Source organism: Halarchaeum rubridurum, assembly GCF_014647115.1.
Taxonomy (GTDB): domain Archaea; phylum Halobacteriota; class Halobacteria; order Halobacteriales; family Halobacteriaceae; genus Halarchaeum; species Halarchaeum rubridurum.
Genome location: NZ_BMOO01000003.1, coordinates 62,215 through 77,781 on the forward strand (window position 1 = coordinate 62,215; position 15,567 = coordinate 77,781).

Consider the following 15,567-nt stretch of genomic DNA (forward strand, 5'->3'; position numbering starts at 1 on the left):
TCGGAGGTCTATACGACAGGCGCGATACAGCACACGCAGTTTGGATGCGTGCGTCCCGGGATCAGCCCGTCCGCCTCAGAAACCGGATATGGGCCGTTGGTGGCGAGCGCCTCGCAAACCGGGCACGGGTCGGAGGTGAGGATGCGGACCTCGTCGACACCAGCGCCGTCGTATCGACGGGCGCTCGCGGTATTATACGCGTTGGAGATCTCCGTTCGAGAGAGCGTTCGCGCTCGTGTGATGCCGATATCGTCGATGTCCTGAGTGAGACGGGCGGCGGCTTTCCGTGGATTCCACCCTTCTGTAAGCGCGGTCGCAAGATCATCGCGAACCGTCTCTTGGATGGCGTCGGTGATGCCGGCGAGATTGTCGTACGCTCGCGTGTAGATTTCTTGAACGGTGCGCTGGTGGACAGGCATGCGGAAGGTGGCACCGACACTCGCCTCGCCGGCGTGGATGCCAGCCTCCTCGAGTCGGCGCTCGGCGCCGCGAAGCCCGCGCAGGTAGGCCGTCCGGAGATACGGGCCCGTATAGTGTCCGCCCTGTGCGATACGGCTGGGTGTGATCTGCTCTAGGACGTCCTCGTCGAGAGCCTCTTGGAGCCACTCGGTGAACGCGTCGACAGCGTCGGCCCGCGTGTCGAACGTGAAGTGGTCGCGGGGCTGAGCGGCTGCGAGTTCGAGTGCGTCGTTCTCGTAGCCGACCGTCGTCCGAAGCAGTCCCTTCAGGCGGCGGAAGCGTTTGGTCATCGCTGGCGCGAACTCGCGCTTGTGGAGCGTCGTCGTCCGCGTCAGATCTTGGGCCTCGGCGGTGAGTGTATGCCGTTGGTGGGTGTGGGCCATCAGTCATCGGCCTCCGCCTCCGGGAACGCACTCCCGTAGTAGTCTTGGACGTTCTCGTCGGCCTCGTCGATGGGTGGGACGTCCGCGGTTGACTCAGCTCCAAGGTCCGGGAACTCGCCGGTTTCGATGAACTCAACGACATCTGCAGTCGTCATGCCGGCGAGGAGTGCCTGCACCTGCTGGAGAACCTCCGCACGAGTGGCTTGGACATCGGCTTCATCCGACTCGGACTGCTCGGCAAGCGGCGGCCACGCAACGTCATAGCCGCCACCGTTGGGCTGGGAGACTGCACCGTACTCTGTGAGTCGATCGATGAGGTCGCGGACGATGATCGGCGTGGTGGTCTGTTCGCGACGCTCGGCGATCGACCCGTACCATTCCTTCCGGTCTTCAGTTGTGGCGCGCTCCCCTGTCTCGTTGCCTTTCAGCATTGATTGGGGCATGCCGGTGTAGGCGCTGATCGCTTCGATCTCGGGATTGATGATCGGCGTTGGGTCGATATCGTTCCCACCGATCTGCTCGACGTCGGCGCCCTCCAACTGCATCGTCTTCGAGAAGCCGTGCATGAACTCTTGGAGCTCTTGCTCCATTCGGTCGCCGCCGTCTTCGAGCTGGTAGCCGGAGTCGACGTTGACCGCGAGCCCGTAGTCGGCGCCGCGATAGGCCATTTCGGCGGCGGCACCGAGCGTCTTCTCGATGTCGAAGAGTGCGTTATAGACGGGCTCCATCCGGGGGGTGCCGCGGATGTCGTCGTCGAGGAGGTTCTCGGCGATATGGATGACGCGCGAGTGATGCACCCATGCGGTCGTCGAGGTCTCCGGTGTGGCGTCGTCTTCGTCGCCAAGGTCAAGCCGGTAGTATTCGGGATACCCCCAGCGGTCGCTCTGGGGGTCGTCGTCGAGGCGGAGGTCCTCAACGGAGAGCTGGCTGAACGGGCGAAGCCAGCGGACGTCCGCAGGCCCGTCGATCTCTCCGCCATCGACGGGGGCGGCGAGATCACGGTTGTCGGCGAACCCGATGACGAGCACGCCATACTCGCCGATCCCGGCGAGTTTGTCGGCGCGCCTCGCGTAGTGCCAGAGGCGCTCGTCGTCCTCGAGCGTCGCGAGGTCGTCCTCGAAGGCGGTCGTCTCACCAGCTCCCATTTCTACGCTGTCAGTGATGGTTGGCGGATCGCGCCACGTCGTCGTTGCGGGGATGTCGACGACGGCGCGCGCGTAGGGGTGGCGGAGGTACATCGCGTAGAAGTCCTCCACTCCGGGCTGCTCGTCCCAGCCGAACGCCTCGTAGAGGTCGCGGTCGCCGTCGTACTGTTTCCCGAGGTTCGCCGCGAGCATCGTCCGCATCTGGATGCCCGCGAGCTCGTCCGCGGTCAGCTCGTACGTCTCGGCATCGTCGCTGTCAGTAGTAGTTGTGTCAGTCATCAGTTAGACCCCCACACGCCGGTGCCGGACGTGCCACCGCCGGCGCGTTTGCCTTCGGCCGCGAATGCCGCCATGATCGCCGCGTCGAGATAGTCCGGTGATCGGCTCCCGTCGAGCTGATCCTTGATCGCTTGCTTCGACGTTGCGACCAAGACTTCAGCGCCGTCGTCGCCGTGGCTTGCGTAGAACTTCTCCTCGTACTCGACGACACGCGCCGCGACGAGCGCTTGCTCGTAGAGGTCGCGATCTTGGATGCAGCCGCCTTCTTTCAGCCAGCGGCCGAAGACTGCGAGCGCCTCCGTCCAGCAGTCCTTATACTCGACGTCGTCGTCGGCCGTTTGGCCGGCGTTGAACCGGTGGAAGTCCGGGTAGGCTTGGCAGAGCCGATCGGCGATGCCAGAGCCCTCACCGACGGCGTCAAGTGCCCCTGGATGCGCTGGGTAATCGTCAAGGCCGCCGAACTCGCCATGGCCGTGGCGAATGCGGGACTCCTGCTGGGTGTGGTTCGTGCCAGATTCGGCGTAGTGGACGACGCAGCGATCCGCGTGGATGCTCGCGACGACCGTCTCGTCGCCAGCGCGCGCGAAGTCGATCCCGGTCCCATAGGGCGTGACGCGCGTCGACGATGGGGCGCGCTCCCAGGCGGCCTTGACGTCGTCGACCGTCCAGGGGCGGTTCGCGCTCGCGCCGGCTGGCGGGATGACGCCAGCGCGGCGCCGATACCAGCGTTGGTCGAGGTTGTCGCGGAACTCGGGCGAGGTGGGGTCGGAGACCGTGCGGGCTTCCTCGACGCCCGGCCAGTCCTCTTCGTTGAACTCGCGCCAGTCCTCCTTGATCTTCCAGAGGGTGGCGAGCCCGTCGATCTGGGGGCCCTCGGCCTCGCCGAGTTCGACTTGGACGTTGTGGGAGGCGAAACTTGAGAAGGAGACGTCGTTCCAGGTCGGCTTGTCGAGGAGGTCGGCGACGATGTTCGTCTCGTCGACCGGTGGGTTCGCGATGGCGATCATCCGGTCGCGTTCGTCAGTGACGAGGGAGTCCATCGCGTCGACGGTCTCGGCGTCGACGTCGTCCTTGTCGGCCTCCTCGATGATCGAGAGGTGGTAGGCGGAGTGGACGCCCTCGAGCTCGCCGGCGTCCTGGGGGCTGGTGGCCTCGAACCAGTGCTCGGGATCGTCGGGGAAGTCGATCCGCTCGGGACGATGCTTGAACTCGCCGGGGAGGCCGGCGCCGTCGAGCGCGGAGTCGTGGAGTGCCTCGACCGGCTTGCAGAACGTCCGCTTCATCTTCTTCTCCGTCCCCGAAGTTGCGAGGACCGTTGCCGGGTAGAGGACGTACAGCCACGCGTTGGCGATCGCGGCGAGGATGTAGGACTTCCCGAGGCCGTTCGCAGTGACGACGAGCGTCTTCTGGTTCGAGGCGACCGACCGGCAGATCTCGCGTTGCGCGTCGGAGACGCGGAGCCCGAGGACGTCCTCAATACAGTCCTCGAGCCACGTTTCGTCGCCGGCGCGCGCGCGTTCGGCGTAGTGGCTTGGCCGCTTCGGTCGCGCTGTCGACGATGCGGAGGTCGTGCTACTCATCGTGAGCCTCGCGGAGGTCCTGCATCAGGAGGTCGTCGACGCCGTCGACTTCGAGATGGTCCGTCGCGTCGGCGATGTTGAACTCGGAGAGGAGCTGGCGGGCCTCGCGGAGGAAGCGGTGATCTCCCGAGCGCTTGTACTTGATCAGCGCCTCGGCAGCGAGTTCACGGACGGCGTCCTGCGCTCGATCCTGGTCGCCGAAGGCCTCGACGAGGCCGCCGAATGCCTCGCGTTCACGATCAGAGAGATCGGACTGGAGGTGCTCGGAGAACGCTCCCGTCTGGTAGTTGCCGTTCGCGCGGCCTTTGGGGGCGTTCCCGCCGTGATGCTTGCACGCGACGCCGGGCTCGCCCGTCCGCTTCGGGTCCGTGGTGCCGTGACCGGCGGTGAGCATGCAGAAGTCGACATCGTCGCGCTCACGACCATGCTCGGAGGGAGTTGTCGACTCACTCTTCGGCCGGCCGCAGATATAGCGGTCCGCGTCGTCCGGGTGGACGGGGTTTCCGTCGGCGTCGGTCGGCGCGTCTGGATGAATCTTCATCAGTTCGAGTCAGGGGCCGGGGCCGAGGTTCCGCGGCCGTGGCGGGCCGAGGTAGCCCGGTGAGGGTGGGGTGAGGTGGTCGTCGTCGACTTCGCGGTTATGCTCGCCGCCGATATGGCAGCGCTTGCAGAGCGCGACGAGGTTCTCTGGGCTGTTGTTGTGGGGGTTCCCGTCGCGATGATGGACGTCGACGCGATCAACCTCGCCGTAGGAGCGCCCGCAGCGTGGGCATCGCCAGCTCCGCCGGGAGCGCCCCTGCCAGTACTGTCGGCGTGCTTGGTCGCGGGCGTCTTGGTCGTCAGTCATCGTCGAGGAGGAACCCGGCTGTGCAGTCGGCGCAGAACGTGATCGTGTCCTGGAGCTCGTAGCCCGCTTCTTTCAGCTTGTCGCCGAGTGGATGGGAGAGGTATTCGTCCTCGTGGAACTGTCCCATGAGGAACGCGTCGTCAACGCGCTCCCCGCACTCTTCACACTGTGCTTGGTACGTCATCCGTCCGCTTCCTCCGGATTCTCGGCGACGTCGAGAGCGCGGGGGAGACGTCCGCCGAAGTAGCACTGTGATGGCGTCGTGTTCGTGAACGGGCTGTCGTCACTCATCGGCTTGGATGTCGGTGAACTCTCCGCGGAGGGCGTCGGAGAGGCGTTGGCCGTCGGCCCGCCGAACAAGATCGACGAGCTCGCGGCCGAATGCCCCTTCGCCAGACTCGACGTCCGCGGCGTAGGTGACGCGGAACGGCCAGTGTCGCGGCCCCCACATCTGCTGGCCCTGGTGGATCCACTCGCGCGTGAACGCTTCCTCCTGCTGTGCTCGGTCGCGGATGGCGGGGCCGTCGGCGTCGGTTTCGTGGGTGTCGATGCCGCGGAGGCGATGTGTCGATGGGCCGACGACGGTTCGGGGTTCGGGCATTCGGTAGCCGACCCAGGTGTCGCCGTCGACGATCCGGACGACGTCGGCGAGCGCATCAAGGCCGTGATCAGGTGTGGTCATGGTCAGAGGAGCGTGCGGACGAGCGCGAGGAGTGTGGCGAGGACTGCGCCGGCGACGACGCCCCCGAGGGCGTAGTGCCACTCTTGCGTGACGTCGGCGAGGACGCGGCGTCGCGCGCCGCCGTTGACCGTTCGGGCGCGGCCGTAGACGGCGGCCGCGTAGATGATCGAGAGCAGTTGCGTCTGCCCGGTCGCGACGAAGAACCAGCCGGCCGCAAGGCCGAGCCCGAGCGCGTGTGATTCTGCGTGATAGCTGAGGAAGCCGTCGCGGGCGGAGTCTGTCTCGCTGGCTGCGCCGGCGGCCTTGATCCACGCGACGACGCGATCAAGGACGCTCGGGGAGACGTCGGAGCTGGTCTGTTCGTTACTCATCGGTGGCGTCCTCCGTGTCGTCGCCGGAGAGGTCTTGGAGTTCGAGCCAGACGGCGGCGAGTTCGCTCACCTCAACGCCGTTGAGGACGAGTAGAACGAAGAACGCGATCCAGGCGGTGAGGCCGGGGGCAGCGCCGTTCTGGATGGCGTATGTTGCGAGTGCGACGGTTGCGACAGACAGGGCGCCGGCCTTGAGGAGCTTGTACGTTTTAAGCGACATGTCGAAGTGGGCTTTGAGGAGCCGGGCAAGCCGGAGGTTATGCTCGCGGACATCGGCCGGCCAGGTATGGTGGGTGGACATGGTCAGGATGCATCGATCGGTCAGGAGTCGGAAGAGCTCACCACGCGACTCGAACGCGTGCGTCCGCCTGGCGGAGTGAGCTGGCTGGTAGGAGGAGGAGGGCGCGACGTCGGCCACGGTCATCCCCACGTTGCCCGCGGGGGTAGACGGTGGCTGCCGACGGCGCGCAACTGAGCGAGACGCGTGCGGCCTCGGCTGAGGATGTTACCTGGGCGATTCGCCGGTGATCCCTCGCCACGTTGGGTCATCGGGACACCCGGGTTACGCCGGCGCGACGACGTCGCCTTCGCGAACGCGATAGACACCGCGGTCGGGGACGTCGACGCGGAGGATGCGCTCGGGCGGCCGCCCGTACTCGGCGTCGAGCTCGTCGTCGACGACGTCACCCTCGAGGACGACGTCGAAAATCTCGAAGGCGACGCGATCCGGCGTGGTCATCGCCGCGGATCCTCCTGGAGGGCGGCACCGATCGCGCGCCGCCACGACACCTCGCCGTCGACGCGGACGTTCCGCATCAACGCGGCCCCATCTGGTGAGCGTGGGGCTTTGTCCTCGTCGCGGAGGAACTCGAGGAGGGCGATGAGGTTGTAGGCGCGCGCAACGGTGTCCTCCCCATCGAACTCGGGCTCGTGATGCGAGTGATCGGTGTTGCCACACTGGCAGATCGGCGCCCAGGTTGCACGATCGCTTGCGTCCGGACTGGGGAGGGAGCGGAGGCCGTGATCGGCCTGATCGGTGAGATACTGAACACCGATGACGGCGTCGACGCTCGTAACGCGGTGGTGGTCGCAGTCGGTAGCGTCGAGCACCATCTGCCCACCCTCACCGGCGACGAACTCGCCGCCTTGGTCAAGCGCGGACTCAAGCGCGGATGCATGGCGTTCGCGCCAGTCGTCGTCCGGAGAGACAGTCTCCTTGATCCGCGCGAAGCACGTCGCGCAGAACCGGTGGTCGTGCACGATCGTCTTGAGGACGCCACCCTGGTCGCGCCACGCGCAGTCCCGACTGCAGTAGGAGCCCGCGACGGCCCCCCGGTGGACGTCGAACTCGACGTCGCAGTCGTCGCGAGCGCACTCGTCAGTCTGGACGTCCGACTCTGAAAGTGGTGATTTGGCGAGAGACATAGCTGGGAACCACCCACGCTCTCAACGCGGGGGCATAGGAACACGCCCACAGAGGGGGCGCTCTGGTTATTGACAGATGCCGCTGGAGGGTGATGAACGAAGAGGGTCGCGTCGTCGAATGTCGCTACTCCACGACGTCGTAGAGCCGCATCCGGCCATCGCGAGGATTCGGACGGGCCTCAACGACGTCGACGTCACGCAGCCGGCGGAGCGCGTCGCGGATCGTCCGCCGCGGGAGCATCGTCGCCTCCGCCAGCTCACGTTGTGTTGCCGGCGCGGCGTCCTCGAGCGTCAGGTAGACGAGTTTCGACGCCGGGGGGAGATCTTCCACGGGGTTCTGTTGTGTGCTCATAGACTGATTTGGGGATACCGCTGGCTGATCGACCCATGACACACCGGGGTGTCATGGCCTGTTCGTGGACGCCGCGACCGAGGGTTAGGTCGGTGGTGCAGCCGCGTCGACGGTGTCGCTCACCGGGATCGTCGCTCGCGACGGGGGCGTCACCCCTGCATCAGGCTGGTCGCCACCTTCGAAAACGAAATTCCACGTATATTCGGTACTACTACCCGAGATTTCGTTTTCGCCGCTGCCGGTGGCGTCCTCGAGTTCGGGGAGGTCGACGTCGGCAAGGCCGGGATCGGCGTCGCCGAGCTCGTACTCGTAGGCACGGCCACGCGAGCCCTGGGTGTCGACGCGGAGGTAGCCGCCATCGCGGAGGTCTGCGAGGACGTTCTGGACCTGCCGCAGGCCGACGTCGTCGATCGCGGTCGCGATGTCGCGGGCGGTGAACGTTCGGCCACGGAGGTCGCGTGCGGCGTCGACGACGGCGAGGGTGCCACGGGAGTGTGCGGAGACGACGGCGCCTTGGTCGTCGACGGGGAGGTCGTCGCGGAGGGCGGACGTGTGGGCGAAGACGACGCTCGCGTCGGCGTTTCGGCCGGCGCGAAGGATCGCCTGCATGGTGTGGTCTTCGCGCATGTGGTGGAGGTAGGCGTTCGCGATGTCGCTGCCGTAGTCGAGAGTGGGGCCGCGGGTGTCGCCACGGCCGGCGTCCTGTCCGGCGAGGAGCGCCCATTTCTCGGGGGCGGCGTCACCGTAGTGCTGGGAGCCGAGGATCACGGCGACTTGGTGGTCGCCGAGTGCGTCGCTGCCCTTCATGTTCTCGTAGTTGACGGTGTCGCCGGCGTGATCGGCGAGGTCGTCCTCGAGGTGGTTGAGGACTTTGAGGGTGGAGATGACGGCAGGGCCCTTGTCGTCGAACGCCTCGGGGTGTGTGCCGGTGTACTCGTTGGCGACGGTGCGGATGAGCTCGAGGTCCTCCTGGAAGTTCTTCCCGTCTGGCTTCCCGTGGTAGGGGAGGGGGCGGTCGGTGGTCTGGACGACGGTGAGGTTCATCGTTTCGCGAAGGAAGCGTCGGCGTTCGGCGTCTGTGTCGTGGATGTCGCGGCGCTGGGTGTCGCGGCCGATGGCGAGCCGCCAGAGGTCGGTACGCCCGGTTGCGTCGAGGCCGAGGACGGCGCACTTCGCGCCAGTGATGTCGGTGAACGCGGGTGTGTCGACGACGATGGCGCCGTGGTGGTTCTTGTCGACGGCGATGGTGGCGTCGTTCTTCGTGAGACGCTTGAAGTGTCCGCCGTCGCGTTCCTCGTCGAGGGAGAAGGTGTCGAGGGCGACGTCGGTGGCGTTGCCGTGCTCAGTGTCGGCGATGGCGCCGGCGAGGAGCGCCCACGCGGTGGGGTGAGCGTAGCCGTCGGTTGCGTGGATTGCGAGCGCGCGACAGCCGTCTCGTCCTCCATCGAGTGCAGTGAGGGCGGCCTCGAGGAGGGGTTTGGCGGCGCGTGTGCCGACGGCGTCGATGGCATTCCGGAGGAGGTGTTCGAGGTCGCCACTCGCGGGGAGGTCGTCGACGGCCGCGCTGGCCGCGGCGAGCGGGTCGCGATCGTCGAACCCGGCATGTCCCTCGGCGAGACTGCCGAGGATGTCTTCGAGTCGGTCGCGGAGCGCGTAGAGCGCGCCAGCACCCCGCCCGTTCGTGTAGCGGTGGTGGGCACGTCCTTCGACGTCGTCGAGGATGTCACGGACGCCGTCCTGGACGTCGTGGAGGACGTCGCCTCCGGGAGTCGCGTCGACGAGATCCTGAAGAAGGCCACGGAGCCGCTCGATGTCGACGTTCGTGTCGGCGTCGACGTCGGCGAGGAGCTGGCCGTCCAGGAGCGCGTGTGCTTCGGTGGTAGCGTCGGCGATCGACGCGAGTGCGGTGAACACCTCCTTGGCGTCTGCGGCGGGGGCGTAGTCGGCCCCTTCGCCGTTGAGCCAGGCGTTGATCCAGGTGTCGTCGGCGAGGTCGGCAGCGCCGAGGTCCTCGCGAGTCTGCACGCCACGGAGAGCGTCCGCGAGCCAGACGGCGTGATCCATGAAGCGGTCGCCGTAGTCCGTCGCGAATGTCTCGCCGGGGAACTCGTCGACGACAACGGCACGTGGGCGTTCGACGCGTTCGTTCCCACGCCGCTCGAAGTAGGTTGTCGCGCTGTCGACGAACGCGTGGCCGGGCGAGCCGATCAGGACGTCCTTCGGGTTGTCCGGGTCGCGAGCGGCCTCCCATGCGGCTGTGTACTCGCACTCGCCGATCTCGTGGCGGCAGGGGAGTTCCTCGCCGAAGAGAGCCTCCGCGTTCGTGTGGAGGTCCGCAGGTCGATGCCCGAGCGCACGCGCCACTTGGACGGCGACACGCCACGCCAGGCTGTAGTCGCCTTCAGCGGTCGCGCACGTCGACCGGTCGAGGTCGATGTCTTCACTGTCGGCGTCGGTCTCCTCGGCGTCCTCGGCATCCTCGATGTATTCAGTGACGTGCTCGAGGAGTGCATCGCGGTCGCGGAGGAGGTCGCGGCCGTGTTCGCGAACGGCGCCGACGCCGGCCTCGATCGCGGCGTCGCCGAGTTGGTTCTCGGCGAGGATCGGGAGGTGCATACACGTCGGCTCGGCGTCCGGGTGTGTGTCGTCGTCGGCGTGGATTTCGTGGACGTAGGCCTCCATCTGGTCTTTCAGCTCGTTCCGGGAGGCGACGTAGAGGATGGGCTTCTCGTCGGCGACGACGGCCGCACTGTACGTTTTCCCACCGCCGGGGACGACGGTGAGGAGTTGGGCGCGGTCGCGCACAGTGACGGCGTCGCGAACGAGCGCCTCCGTCTCGGCACGGGCATCGGCGAGCGATTCGGCGGGCGTGGCGCGGTGGTCGTCGTCGAGGAGGCGGACAGCGGGCGGGAGGACGGCGCGATGCTCGAGGATGGTTGCACGCCACTTCGGGAGCGGGGCGCCGTACTCCTCGCGGAGGAGGCGGTACGCTTGTTTGTAGGCCTCGCCACGCGGCCGCACAAATTCGTTCTCGACGAGGTCGTGCTCGAGGGCGACGAGTTGGAGGGCGTCGAACGTGCGGTTGCCTTCGGGCTGGCCGGGGCTATGCTTCGCGCACCAGAACCCGCGGCCGTAGCCGGCGATGATCCGTTCGCCGCTCTCGCTGTCTTCCCAAGTCGGGTCGAGTTTCGCGGTTGCCGTCCCGCTGGGGTCGTCGACAGTGACGGTGGACTCGCAGGTGTCGAGGATGTGTTCGGGCGTGATGCGATCGACGGCGGCCATCGCGAGGTCTGCACGCTCCTCGAGCGTGGTGTTGTCGAGGTACTTCGGGAGGGGGGCGCCGTAGCGGTCGCGTGCGAGGTAGTACGCCTCGGTGTAGCGGCCATCCGCGGGGAACTGGTCGGGCGTCGTGATCCAGCCTTCCTGCAGGGCGACGGCGATCGCGACGTCGTCGACGTCGTCGCGTGCGAGCTCGGGAAGGGCGTCGGGGTCGGTGAGGTCCTCGGGTGTGACGGCGCTCGCGGCTGCGAGAGCGTTCGCGGGCTCCACCACGACGTCGAGGCCGAGGAGGTCGCGGGGGTCGTCTGCGTCGTCCTCGTCGTTTTCGGGCTGGTATTCGGGGATGGGGAATCCGAGGTCGCGGAGGTGGTCGACGGCTTCCCACCACGTTCCGCCGTTAACGCGACTCGGGCAGTCACGATCGGAAACGAGCCCGGCGTCGATCGCCGCCATGCAGGCAGGACCGCCTTTCCCGCCGCGCGTTCCCGAGTCCTTCCAGACGTCAGCCGTGACAAAGTTCGCAGTTCCCTCGTATCCTGGGTTGGCCCATGTGGGGACGAACGCACGGTAGTCGGCGTGGCTCGGGTCGATCCACTCATCGACGATGGTCCGCTCGGCGACTTCTTGGGCGTTGAGGCGGTCGAGCGCGGCGTAGATGTCGCGCACGTCGTTGGCCGTCTCGTCGCTCGATGTCGCACCGGCGTCGTAGTCCTCAATGTCGAAGTCGCTGTAGTCGTCGGCGGACGCGTCGCGCGTGTTGAGTTGGTCGTTTGCCCGGAGGATCGCTTCGAGTGCGTCGTCGTCCCACTCGGTGGCGCTCTCCGGGGTGCCGGGGATGTGTTCGCCGGTGGCGACGCAAACGTGCTTGCCGTCGTAGATCTCGATGGCGGGGAGCTCGTCGTTCGCCCCCCACGGTTCGTCGTCGATCTCCCACTTGGCCTCCTTCACGCCCTCGGGGAGTGCTCCGAGGTAGACTGCGTGCACGCCGGCGCCGCTCACCGAGATGTCGCCGTACGTAACACCGAGGTGTTCGAGGAAGGTCTCGAAGACGGGGTGGATGCCCCCGGTCTCGGGGTCGCGGACGTCGTCGCCGTCGACGAAGGCGAGTGGGTCGTCGGCGCGCTGGATGAACGCTAGTCCGGCGAGGCGTGGGTCGCGGTCGGCCCACAGGAGGGCTTCGTCGTGGTCCGTGTAGTTCCCCTCGTACCCCCACTTGTACCGGGCGCTGTGCCCGCACTCTGCGCAGGTCGTTGGCTCCTCGTGGTGGTCGCACGAGACCGGGGCGTCGGCGTCAGCCCAGGGGGCGAACGGCTGTTTATCGCCGGCCTTGTGGCCCATCCACTGCCCGCGCTCGACGTGGTCGGTGGCCCATCGTCCGCTCTCAGGGGTCGCGAAATCAGCGTCTGCCCACGACCTGGCATCCGATTCGGTTGATGAACTCGATGATGCTATACAGACCTCGTCATCCCCCTCTGGCCCGTCTTCGCCGACGTCATCCTCGTCGGCGAAGCCAATGGTCCAGTCGTCGGTTTCGACGAGGACATCGTCGAGGGCGGCGTCGAGGACATCGCGCGCGTCGCCGTCGAAGAACTCGTCGCGCTCGCGGAGCGTCTCGAGGACCTCGCCGTACGTCTGGGGGTCGGCCTCGTCGAGGATGGTCTCCCACTGCGCGTCGGAGAGACCGCTCATGCCGAACACCCCGTTTTACCGAGAGAATCTGCTGGGGCGGAAGCGTCCAATCCAGCCGTTTCAGGCTTGGATTCTAAACATTTGGTCGGAAGCCAAGGGAGGGATTTGAACCCCCGAATTCTCGATTACAAATCGAGTGCTTGAACCGCCCAAGCTCCCTTGGCGCGTCTCAGCGTTCGTCGCCCTCCTTTGTGTGCGTGTCGCTTTCCCGCGGCTTCTCCAAGACGTGTCGCTGCGGTCGATACCCGCGTTCCTCGTAGAGGGCGCGGGCGCGTTCGTTGTCGGCCATCACGGCGATGGAGAGAACGTCGACGTCGGCCTCGGAGAGGGCGTCCTCCGCCGCGTCGAGGAGGGCGCTGCCGATGCCGCGCTCGCGGTACGCGGGGTCGACGTAGACGTTGTCGACGACGCCGCGCGTGACGTCCTCGTCGTAGAGCCCGCTCTCCGGGTGGAACATGACGAATCCGACCGGCGTCTCGGTTCCGGCGGGCCGCGCGACGAACACCCGGTCGGTCGCCACGTACTGCGAGAGGACGTCGCGGGCGGTCGTTCGGTTCTCGGCCGCGAGGAGGTGCGTGCCGTAGTCGCGCTGATCGGCGACGAGCGCGACCCAGCGGTCGACGAGGGCGTCGAGGTCGTCCATCGTCGCCGCCTCGATTCGCACGCCGTCGGGTGCGCGTCGCGCCATCGTGTCAACGACGGGCGCGTCGACCTTAGGGCCGTCGCCTACTCACTCGCCCGTCGGCCGGTAGTCCCAGAGGTCGCCGTCGCGCATCCCCTGACCGACCTGCTTCCAGAAGTCGACCTTATCGGAGTACTCCTCGGCCTCGACGTGCTCGAAGATGTCCGCGACGGAGACGACCTTCCGGTAGTTGATTCGGACGGGGTCGTCGCCGTACTCCGCGACGAACGCCTCCTTCTGCAGCGGGAAGTCCTCGTCCTCGTCGACCTTCTTCGAGAGGACGGCCATCCCGTACTTGCGCCCGCCCTCGCTCCCCTCCTCGCCGTCGGGGTCGTGGGGCCAGTCGCGGCCCGACTCGTCGTACATGTCCTCCATACACGGACGTGCGGTAGGGGTACCCAAAACGGTTACCCTCCACGCACGCGCCGGCGTCGCTCACGCGTTCGCACGCTCGTCTCCCGTGTCGGCGTCCAGCACGCCGTACGCCTCGCTTCGCTCGGCAGAAACGGCGAGGCTGGGATTCGAACTGGACGAGACTCTCTCCGTTCGTCTCGTGTGCTCGCATCCAGCACGCCGTACGCCTCGCTTCGCTCGGCAGAAACGGCGAGGCTGGGATTCGAACCCAGGAGGCTGAATGCCACCGGTTTTCAAGACCGGCGCGATAGGCCGCTCCGCCACCTCGCCGCGCAGCGTATCGTACTCACCGGTCCCGTATGCGGCTTTCGGCCTCGGGTCGCCCGACGGTCGGCGTCGCGCTACGCGTCGCCGTCGTCCACGTCGGTGTCCTCGCCCGCCGGCACGACGCGTTCGAGCGTCTCGACGAACGTCTGCCGGCGGATGGGCTTCGTGAGGTACCCCGCGACGTCGTCCTCGCTCAAGAGCGTGTCCTGCTCGTACGCGCTCACGACGAGAACCTGGCCGTCGAAGTCCGTCTCGCCGAGGCGCTCGACGACCTCCGGGCCCGTGAGGTCGGGCATCCGGCGGTCGAGGACGAGCACGTCGACGTCGTCGCCGAGGGCGTTCAGCGTCTCCTCGCCGTCCGCGGCCATCCAGCACTCCCAGCGGTCGGCGGCGAGCCAGAGCCGGAACGTCTCGCGGAGCTCGTCGTTGTCGTCGGCGAGCAGTACGGTGTCCGTCCGGTCGGCTCCAACGTCCGAGTCGGCCTCCGAGACCGGCGCGAGGAACTCCTCGCCGGCGCCGCACACGTGACAGGTCGCGTCCGAGCGCAGGATGGAGAAATTCTGCGCTGTCGAACACGCCTCACAGATCATCAACGCCATCGGGTCGTTCCTCCGGGTACCCCTCGGGTACCCACGGTTCGGGACATACGCGCGTACTCACAGAGTGGTGGACGCCCCCCTAACCGTTTCGGTCACGCCGATTCGCCGGCCGGCGGACGCGGGCACGCCTAGAGGTCACGCGAGCGCGAGAGGCTCTGGAGCGAGCCGCCACACGACTCACAGACGCGCGTCTCCGGCGCGACGACGCGCGCACCACAGTGCACGCACTCGTACGTTTCGCTGTCTTTCGTCTCTACCGACGGACGCATGTTTACTGATAGCACGCCACTCGATATAAGCGTTTCCCGCCCCCCTCACTTTCGAACGAGCGTCCGCTCGCCCGCCTCCTCGGTGACGTGCACCGGGAGGTCGGCGAGGAACGCGGCCGTATGCGCCGGGGTCGACCGACCGGCGCGCCGACGCGACGCGACGCGCGGGATGAGCGTGCGCAGGTCCGCACCCGTCCGCACCGCCGTCGACGGCGGGACGAAGTCCACGTCGAGGTCGGCGTCGCGCGCCCGCGCCGTCAGCGTCTCCACTTCGGGAACGGCGTACGCGCCCGCGAAGTCGATGGGGTCGCCGAACGCCGCGTAGTGGACGCGTCCGTCACCCGCCGGCCCGAGCACGACGTCGCGCCGCCGGAGCTTCATCGCCGCCGCGTCGAGCGCCGACCGGTCCAACAGCGGCGCGACCGGCTCCGCCACCGCGACCGACGACTCGTCCTCCGCCTCGAGGAGGTGCGTCACCGTGTTCCCCACCCGCGCCTCGTAGTTCGACCCCACCTGCACCTCGAAGCGCGTCCCGTCCAGTTCGTCGTCGTCGAGTACCTCGGCAACGAGCTCGCGCACCGCGTCCTCGCTCGAGCGCTCGCGGACGTGCGGCTCCGGCAGGAGGTCGTCCGGCCGGTAGTTCACGAGCACGTCGCCGCCGCTCTCCATCCCGGCGCGCAGGAGGTCCTTCGTCATCTCGCGGTAGAGTCCGACGGTCTCCGCGGGCGTCAACGGCGACGTGTCCGCCAACCGCGGGAGCACGAGGCCCTCGCGGGGCGGCTCGACCATAGCGACGAGAAGTGTCATAGGCCCTCGTCCGCGTGCGCCGCCCTTCAACCCCCCGC

Annotated in this window: 18 protein-coding genes and 2 tRNA genes; all 20 read right to left on the reverse strand. The window is 67.3% G+C overall.

Going from position 1 to position 15,567, the window contains the following annotated elements; genetic code table 11:
- Positions 1–8: 8 nt before the first annotated feature.
- The 20 genes from IEX84_RS06560 to IEX84_RS06655 all read right to left on the reverse strand — a co-directional run bounded on the left by IEX84_RS06560 (position 9) and on the right by IEX84_RS06655 (position 15,529).
- Positions 9–842, reverse strand: a complete 834-nt coding sequence (locus IEX84_RS06560) for a structural protein (protein WP_188871112.1) — start codon at positions 840–842, stop codon at positions 9–11.
- Positions 842–2,266: an anti-CBASS protein Acb1 family protein gene (locus IEX84_RS06565; protein ID WP_188871114.1), complete on the reverse strand. Its 1,425-nt coding sequence runs from the start codon at positions 2,264–2,266 to the stop codon at positions 842–844. The genes IEX84_RS06560 and IEX84_RS06565 overlap by 1 nt, the downstream gene beginning before the upstream one ends.
- Positions 2,266–3,846, reverse strand: a complete 1,581-nt coding sequence (locus IEX84_RS06570) for a hypothetical protein (protein WP_188871116.1) — start codon at positions 3,844–3,846, stop codon at positions 2,266–2,268. Before IEX84_RS06570 ends, IEX84_RS06565 begins: the two co-directional genes overlap by 1 nt.
- Entirely contained in the window at positions 3,839–4,387 is a 549-nt protein-coding gene (locus tag IEX84_RS06575; RefSeq protein WP_188871118.1) for a hypothetical protein, read from the reverse strand. Before IEX84_RS06575 ends, IEX84_RS06570 begins: the two co-directional genes overlap by 8 nt.
- 9 nt (positions 4,388–4,396) lie before the next feature.
- A complete protein-coding gene (locus IEX84_RS06580; protein ID WP_188871121.1) occupies positions 4,397–4,693 on the reverse strand; it encodes an HNH endonuclease signature motif containing protein in 297 nt (98 codons plus the stop codon).
- Positions 4,686–4,877, reverse strand: a complete 192-nt coding sequence (locus IEX84_RS06585; protein WP_188871123.1) for a hypothetical protein — start codon at positions 4,875–4,877, stop codon at positions 4,686–4,688. The genes IEX84_RS06580 and IEX84_RS06585 overlap by 8 nt, the downstream gene beginning before the upstream one ends.
- A gap of 99 nt (positions 4,878–4,976) precedes the next feature.
- Complete coding sequence (locus IEX84_RS06590; protein WP_188871125.1) at positions 4,977–5,375, reverse strand: hypothetical protein; 399 nt, start codon at positions 5,373–5,375, stop codon at positions 4,977–4,979.
- Positions 5,376–5,377: 2 nt separating this feature from the next.
- Positions 5,378–5,746 carry a hypothetical protein gene (locus IEX84_RS06595; protein WP_188871126.1) on the reverse strand — a complete coding sequence of 123 codons (369 nt, stop codon included), beginning with the start codon at positions 5,744–5,746 and terminating at the stop codon, positions 5,378–5,380.
- Positions 5,739–6,164, reverse strand: coding sequence for a hypothetical protein (locus IEX84_RS06600; protein WP_188871128.1), 426 nt, complete (start codon positions 6,162–6,164; stop codon positions 5,739–5,741). The genes IEX84_RS06595 and IEX84_RS06600 overlap by 8 nt, the downstream gene beginning before the upstream one ends.
- 144 nt (positions 6,165–6,308) lie before the next feature.
- A complete protein-coding gene (locus IEX84_RS06605; protein ID WP_188871130.1) occupies positions 6,309–6,485 on the reverse strand; it encodes a hypothetical protein in 177 nt (58 codons plus the stop codon).
- Positions 6,482–7,171 carry a hypothetical protein gene (locus tag IEX84_RS06610; RefSeq protein WP_188871132.1) on the reverse strand — a complete coding sequence of 230 codons (690 nt, stop codon included), beginning with the start codon at positions 7,169–7,171 and terminating at the stop codon, positions 6,482–6,484. The genes IEX84_RS06605 and IEX84_RS06610 overlap by 4 nt, the downstream gene beginning before the upstream one ends.
- 124 nt (positions 7,172–7,295) lie before the next feature.
- A complete protein-coding gene (locus IEX84_RS06615; protein ID WP_188871134.1) occupies positions 7,296–7,523 on the reverse strand; it encodes a MarR family transcriptional regulator in 228 nt (75 codons plus the stop codon).
- Positions 7,524–7,607: 84 nt separating this feature from the next.
- Positions 7,608–12,491: a hypothetical protein gene (locus IEX84_RS06620; protein ID WP_188871136.1), complete on the reverse strand. Its 4,884-nt coding sequence runs from the start codon at positions 12,489–12,491 to the stop codon at positions 7,608–7,610.
- Positions 12,492–12,581: 90 nt separating this feature from the next.
- Positions 12,582–12,655, reverse strand: a tRNA-Thr gene (locus tag IEX84_RS06625).
- A 5-nt stretch (positions 12,656–12,660) separates the two neighbouring features.
- On the reverse strand, positions 12,661–13,179 hold the full coding sequence (locus tag IEX84_RS06630; protein WP_209590257.1) for a GNAT family N-acetyltransferase: 519 nt from the start codon (positions 13,177–13,179) through the stop codon (positions 12,661–12,663).
- Between the two features lie 42 nt (positions 13,180–13,221).
- On the reverse strand, positions 13,222–13,548 hold the full coding sequence (locus IEX84_RS06635; RefSeq protein ID WP_188871138.1) for a DUF5785 family protein: 327 nt from the start codon (positions 13,546–13,548) through the stop codon (positions 13,222–13,224).
- A gap of 226 nt (positions 13,549–13,774) precedes the next feature.
- A tRNA-Ser gene (locus tag IEX84_RS06640) sits at positions 13,775–13,857 on the reverse strand.
- Between the two features lie 71 nt (positions 13,858–13,928).
- On the reverse strand, positions 13,929–14,453 hold the full coding sequence (locus IEX84_RS06645; protein ID WP_188871140.1) for a response regulator: 525 nt from the start codon (positions 14,451–14,453) through the stop codon (positions 13,929–13,931).
- Between the two features lie 128 nt (positions 14,454–14,581).
- Positions 14,582–14,722: a rubrerythrin-like domain-containing protein gene (locus IEX84_RS06650; protein ID WP_188871142.1), complete on the reverse strand. Its 141-nt coding sequence runs from the start codon at positions 14,720–14,722 to the stop codon at positions 14,582–14,584.
- A 45-nt stretch (positions 14,723–14,767) separates the two neighbouring features.
- Positions 14,768–15,529: a glycosyltransferase family protein gene (locus IEX84_RS06655; RefSeq protein ID WP_188871144.1), complete on the reverse strand. Its 762-nt coding sequence runs from the start codon at positions 15,527–15,529 to the stop codon at positions 14,768–14,770.
- Between the last annotated feature and the right edge of the window lie 38 nt (positions 15,530–15,567).

Excerpts from the sequence above, each read along its gene's own strand:
- IEX84_RS06560 (WP_188871112.1), bottom strand. The coding sequence starts at position 842 with ATGGCCCACACCCACCAACGGCATACACTCACCGCCGAGGCCCAAGAT.
- IEX84_RS06595 (WP_188871126.1), bottom strand. The coding sequence starts at position 5,746 with ATGAGTAACGAACAGACCAGCTCCGACGTCTCCCCGAGCGTCCTTGAT.
- IEX84_RS06580 (WP_188871121.1), bottom strand. The coding sequence starts at position 4,693 with ATGACTGACGACCAAGACGCCCGCGACCAAGCACGCCGACAGTACTGG.
- IEX84_RS06575 (WP_188871118.1), bottom strand. The coding sequence starts at position 4,387 with ATGAAGATTCATCCAGACGCGCCGACCGACGCCGACGGAAACCCCGTC.
- IEX84_RS06630 (WP_209590257.1), bottom strand. The coding sequence starts at position 13,179 with ATGGCGCGACGCGCACCCGACGGCGTGCGAATCGAGGCGGCGACGATG.
- IEX84_RS06590 (WP_188871125.1), bottom strand. The coding sequence starts at position 5,375 with ATGACCACACCTGATCACGGCCTTGATGCGCTCGCCGACGTCGTCCGG.
- IEX84_RS06610 (WP_188871132.1), bottom strand. The coding sequence starts at position 7,171 with ATGTCTCTCGCCAAATCACCACTTTCAGAGTCGGACGTCCAGACTGAC.
- IEX84_RS06565 (WP_188871114.1), bottom strand. The coding sequence starts at position 2,266 with ATGACTGACACAACTACTACTGACAGCGACGATGCCGAGACGTACGAG.
- IEX84_RS06615 (WP_188871134.1), bottom strand. The coding sequence starts at position 7,523 with ATGAGCACACAACAGAACCCCGTGGAAGATCTCCCCCCGGCGTCGAAA.
- IEX84_RS06635 (WP_188871138.1), bottom strand. The coding sequence starts at position 13,548 with ATGGAGGACATGTACGACGAGTCGGGCCGCGACTGGCCCCACGACCCC.
- IEX84_RS06650 (WP_188871142.1), bottom strand. The coding sequence starts at position 14,722 with ATGCGTCCGTCGGTAGAGACGAAAGACAGCGAAACGTACGAGTGCGTG.
- IEX84_RS06570 (WP_188871116.1), bottom strand. The coding sequence starts at position 3,846 with ATGAGTAGCACGACCTCCGCATCGTCGACAGCGCGACCGAAGCGGCCA.
- IEX84_RS06585 (WP_188871123.1), bottom strand. The coding sequence starts at position 4,877 with ATGACGTACCAAGCACAGTGTGAAGAGTGCGGGGAGCGCGTTGACGAC.
- IEX84_RS06655 (WP_188871144.1), bottom strand. The coding sequence starts at position 15,529 with ATGACACTTCTCGTCGCTATGGTCGAGCCGCCCCGCGAGGGCCTCGTG.
- IEX84_RS06620 (WP_188871136.1), bottom strand. The coding sequence starts at position 12,491 with ATGAGCGGTCTCTCCGACGCGCAGTGGGAGACCATCCTCGACGAGGCC.
- IEX84_RS06605 (WP_188871130.1), bottom strand. The coding sequence starts at position 6,485 with ATGACCACGCCGGATCGCGTCGCCTTCGAGATTTTCGACGTCGTCCTC.
- IEX84_RS06645 (WP_188871140.1), bottom strand. The coding sequence starts at position 14,453 with ATGGCGTTGATGATCTGTGAGGCGTGTTCGACAGCGCAGAATTTCTCC.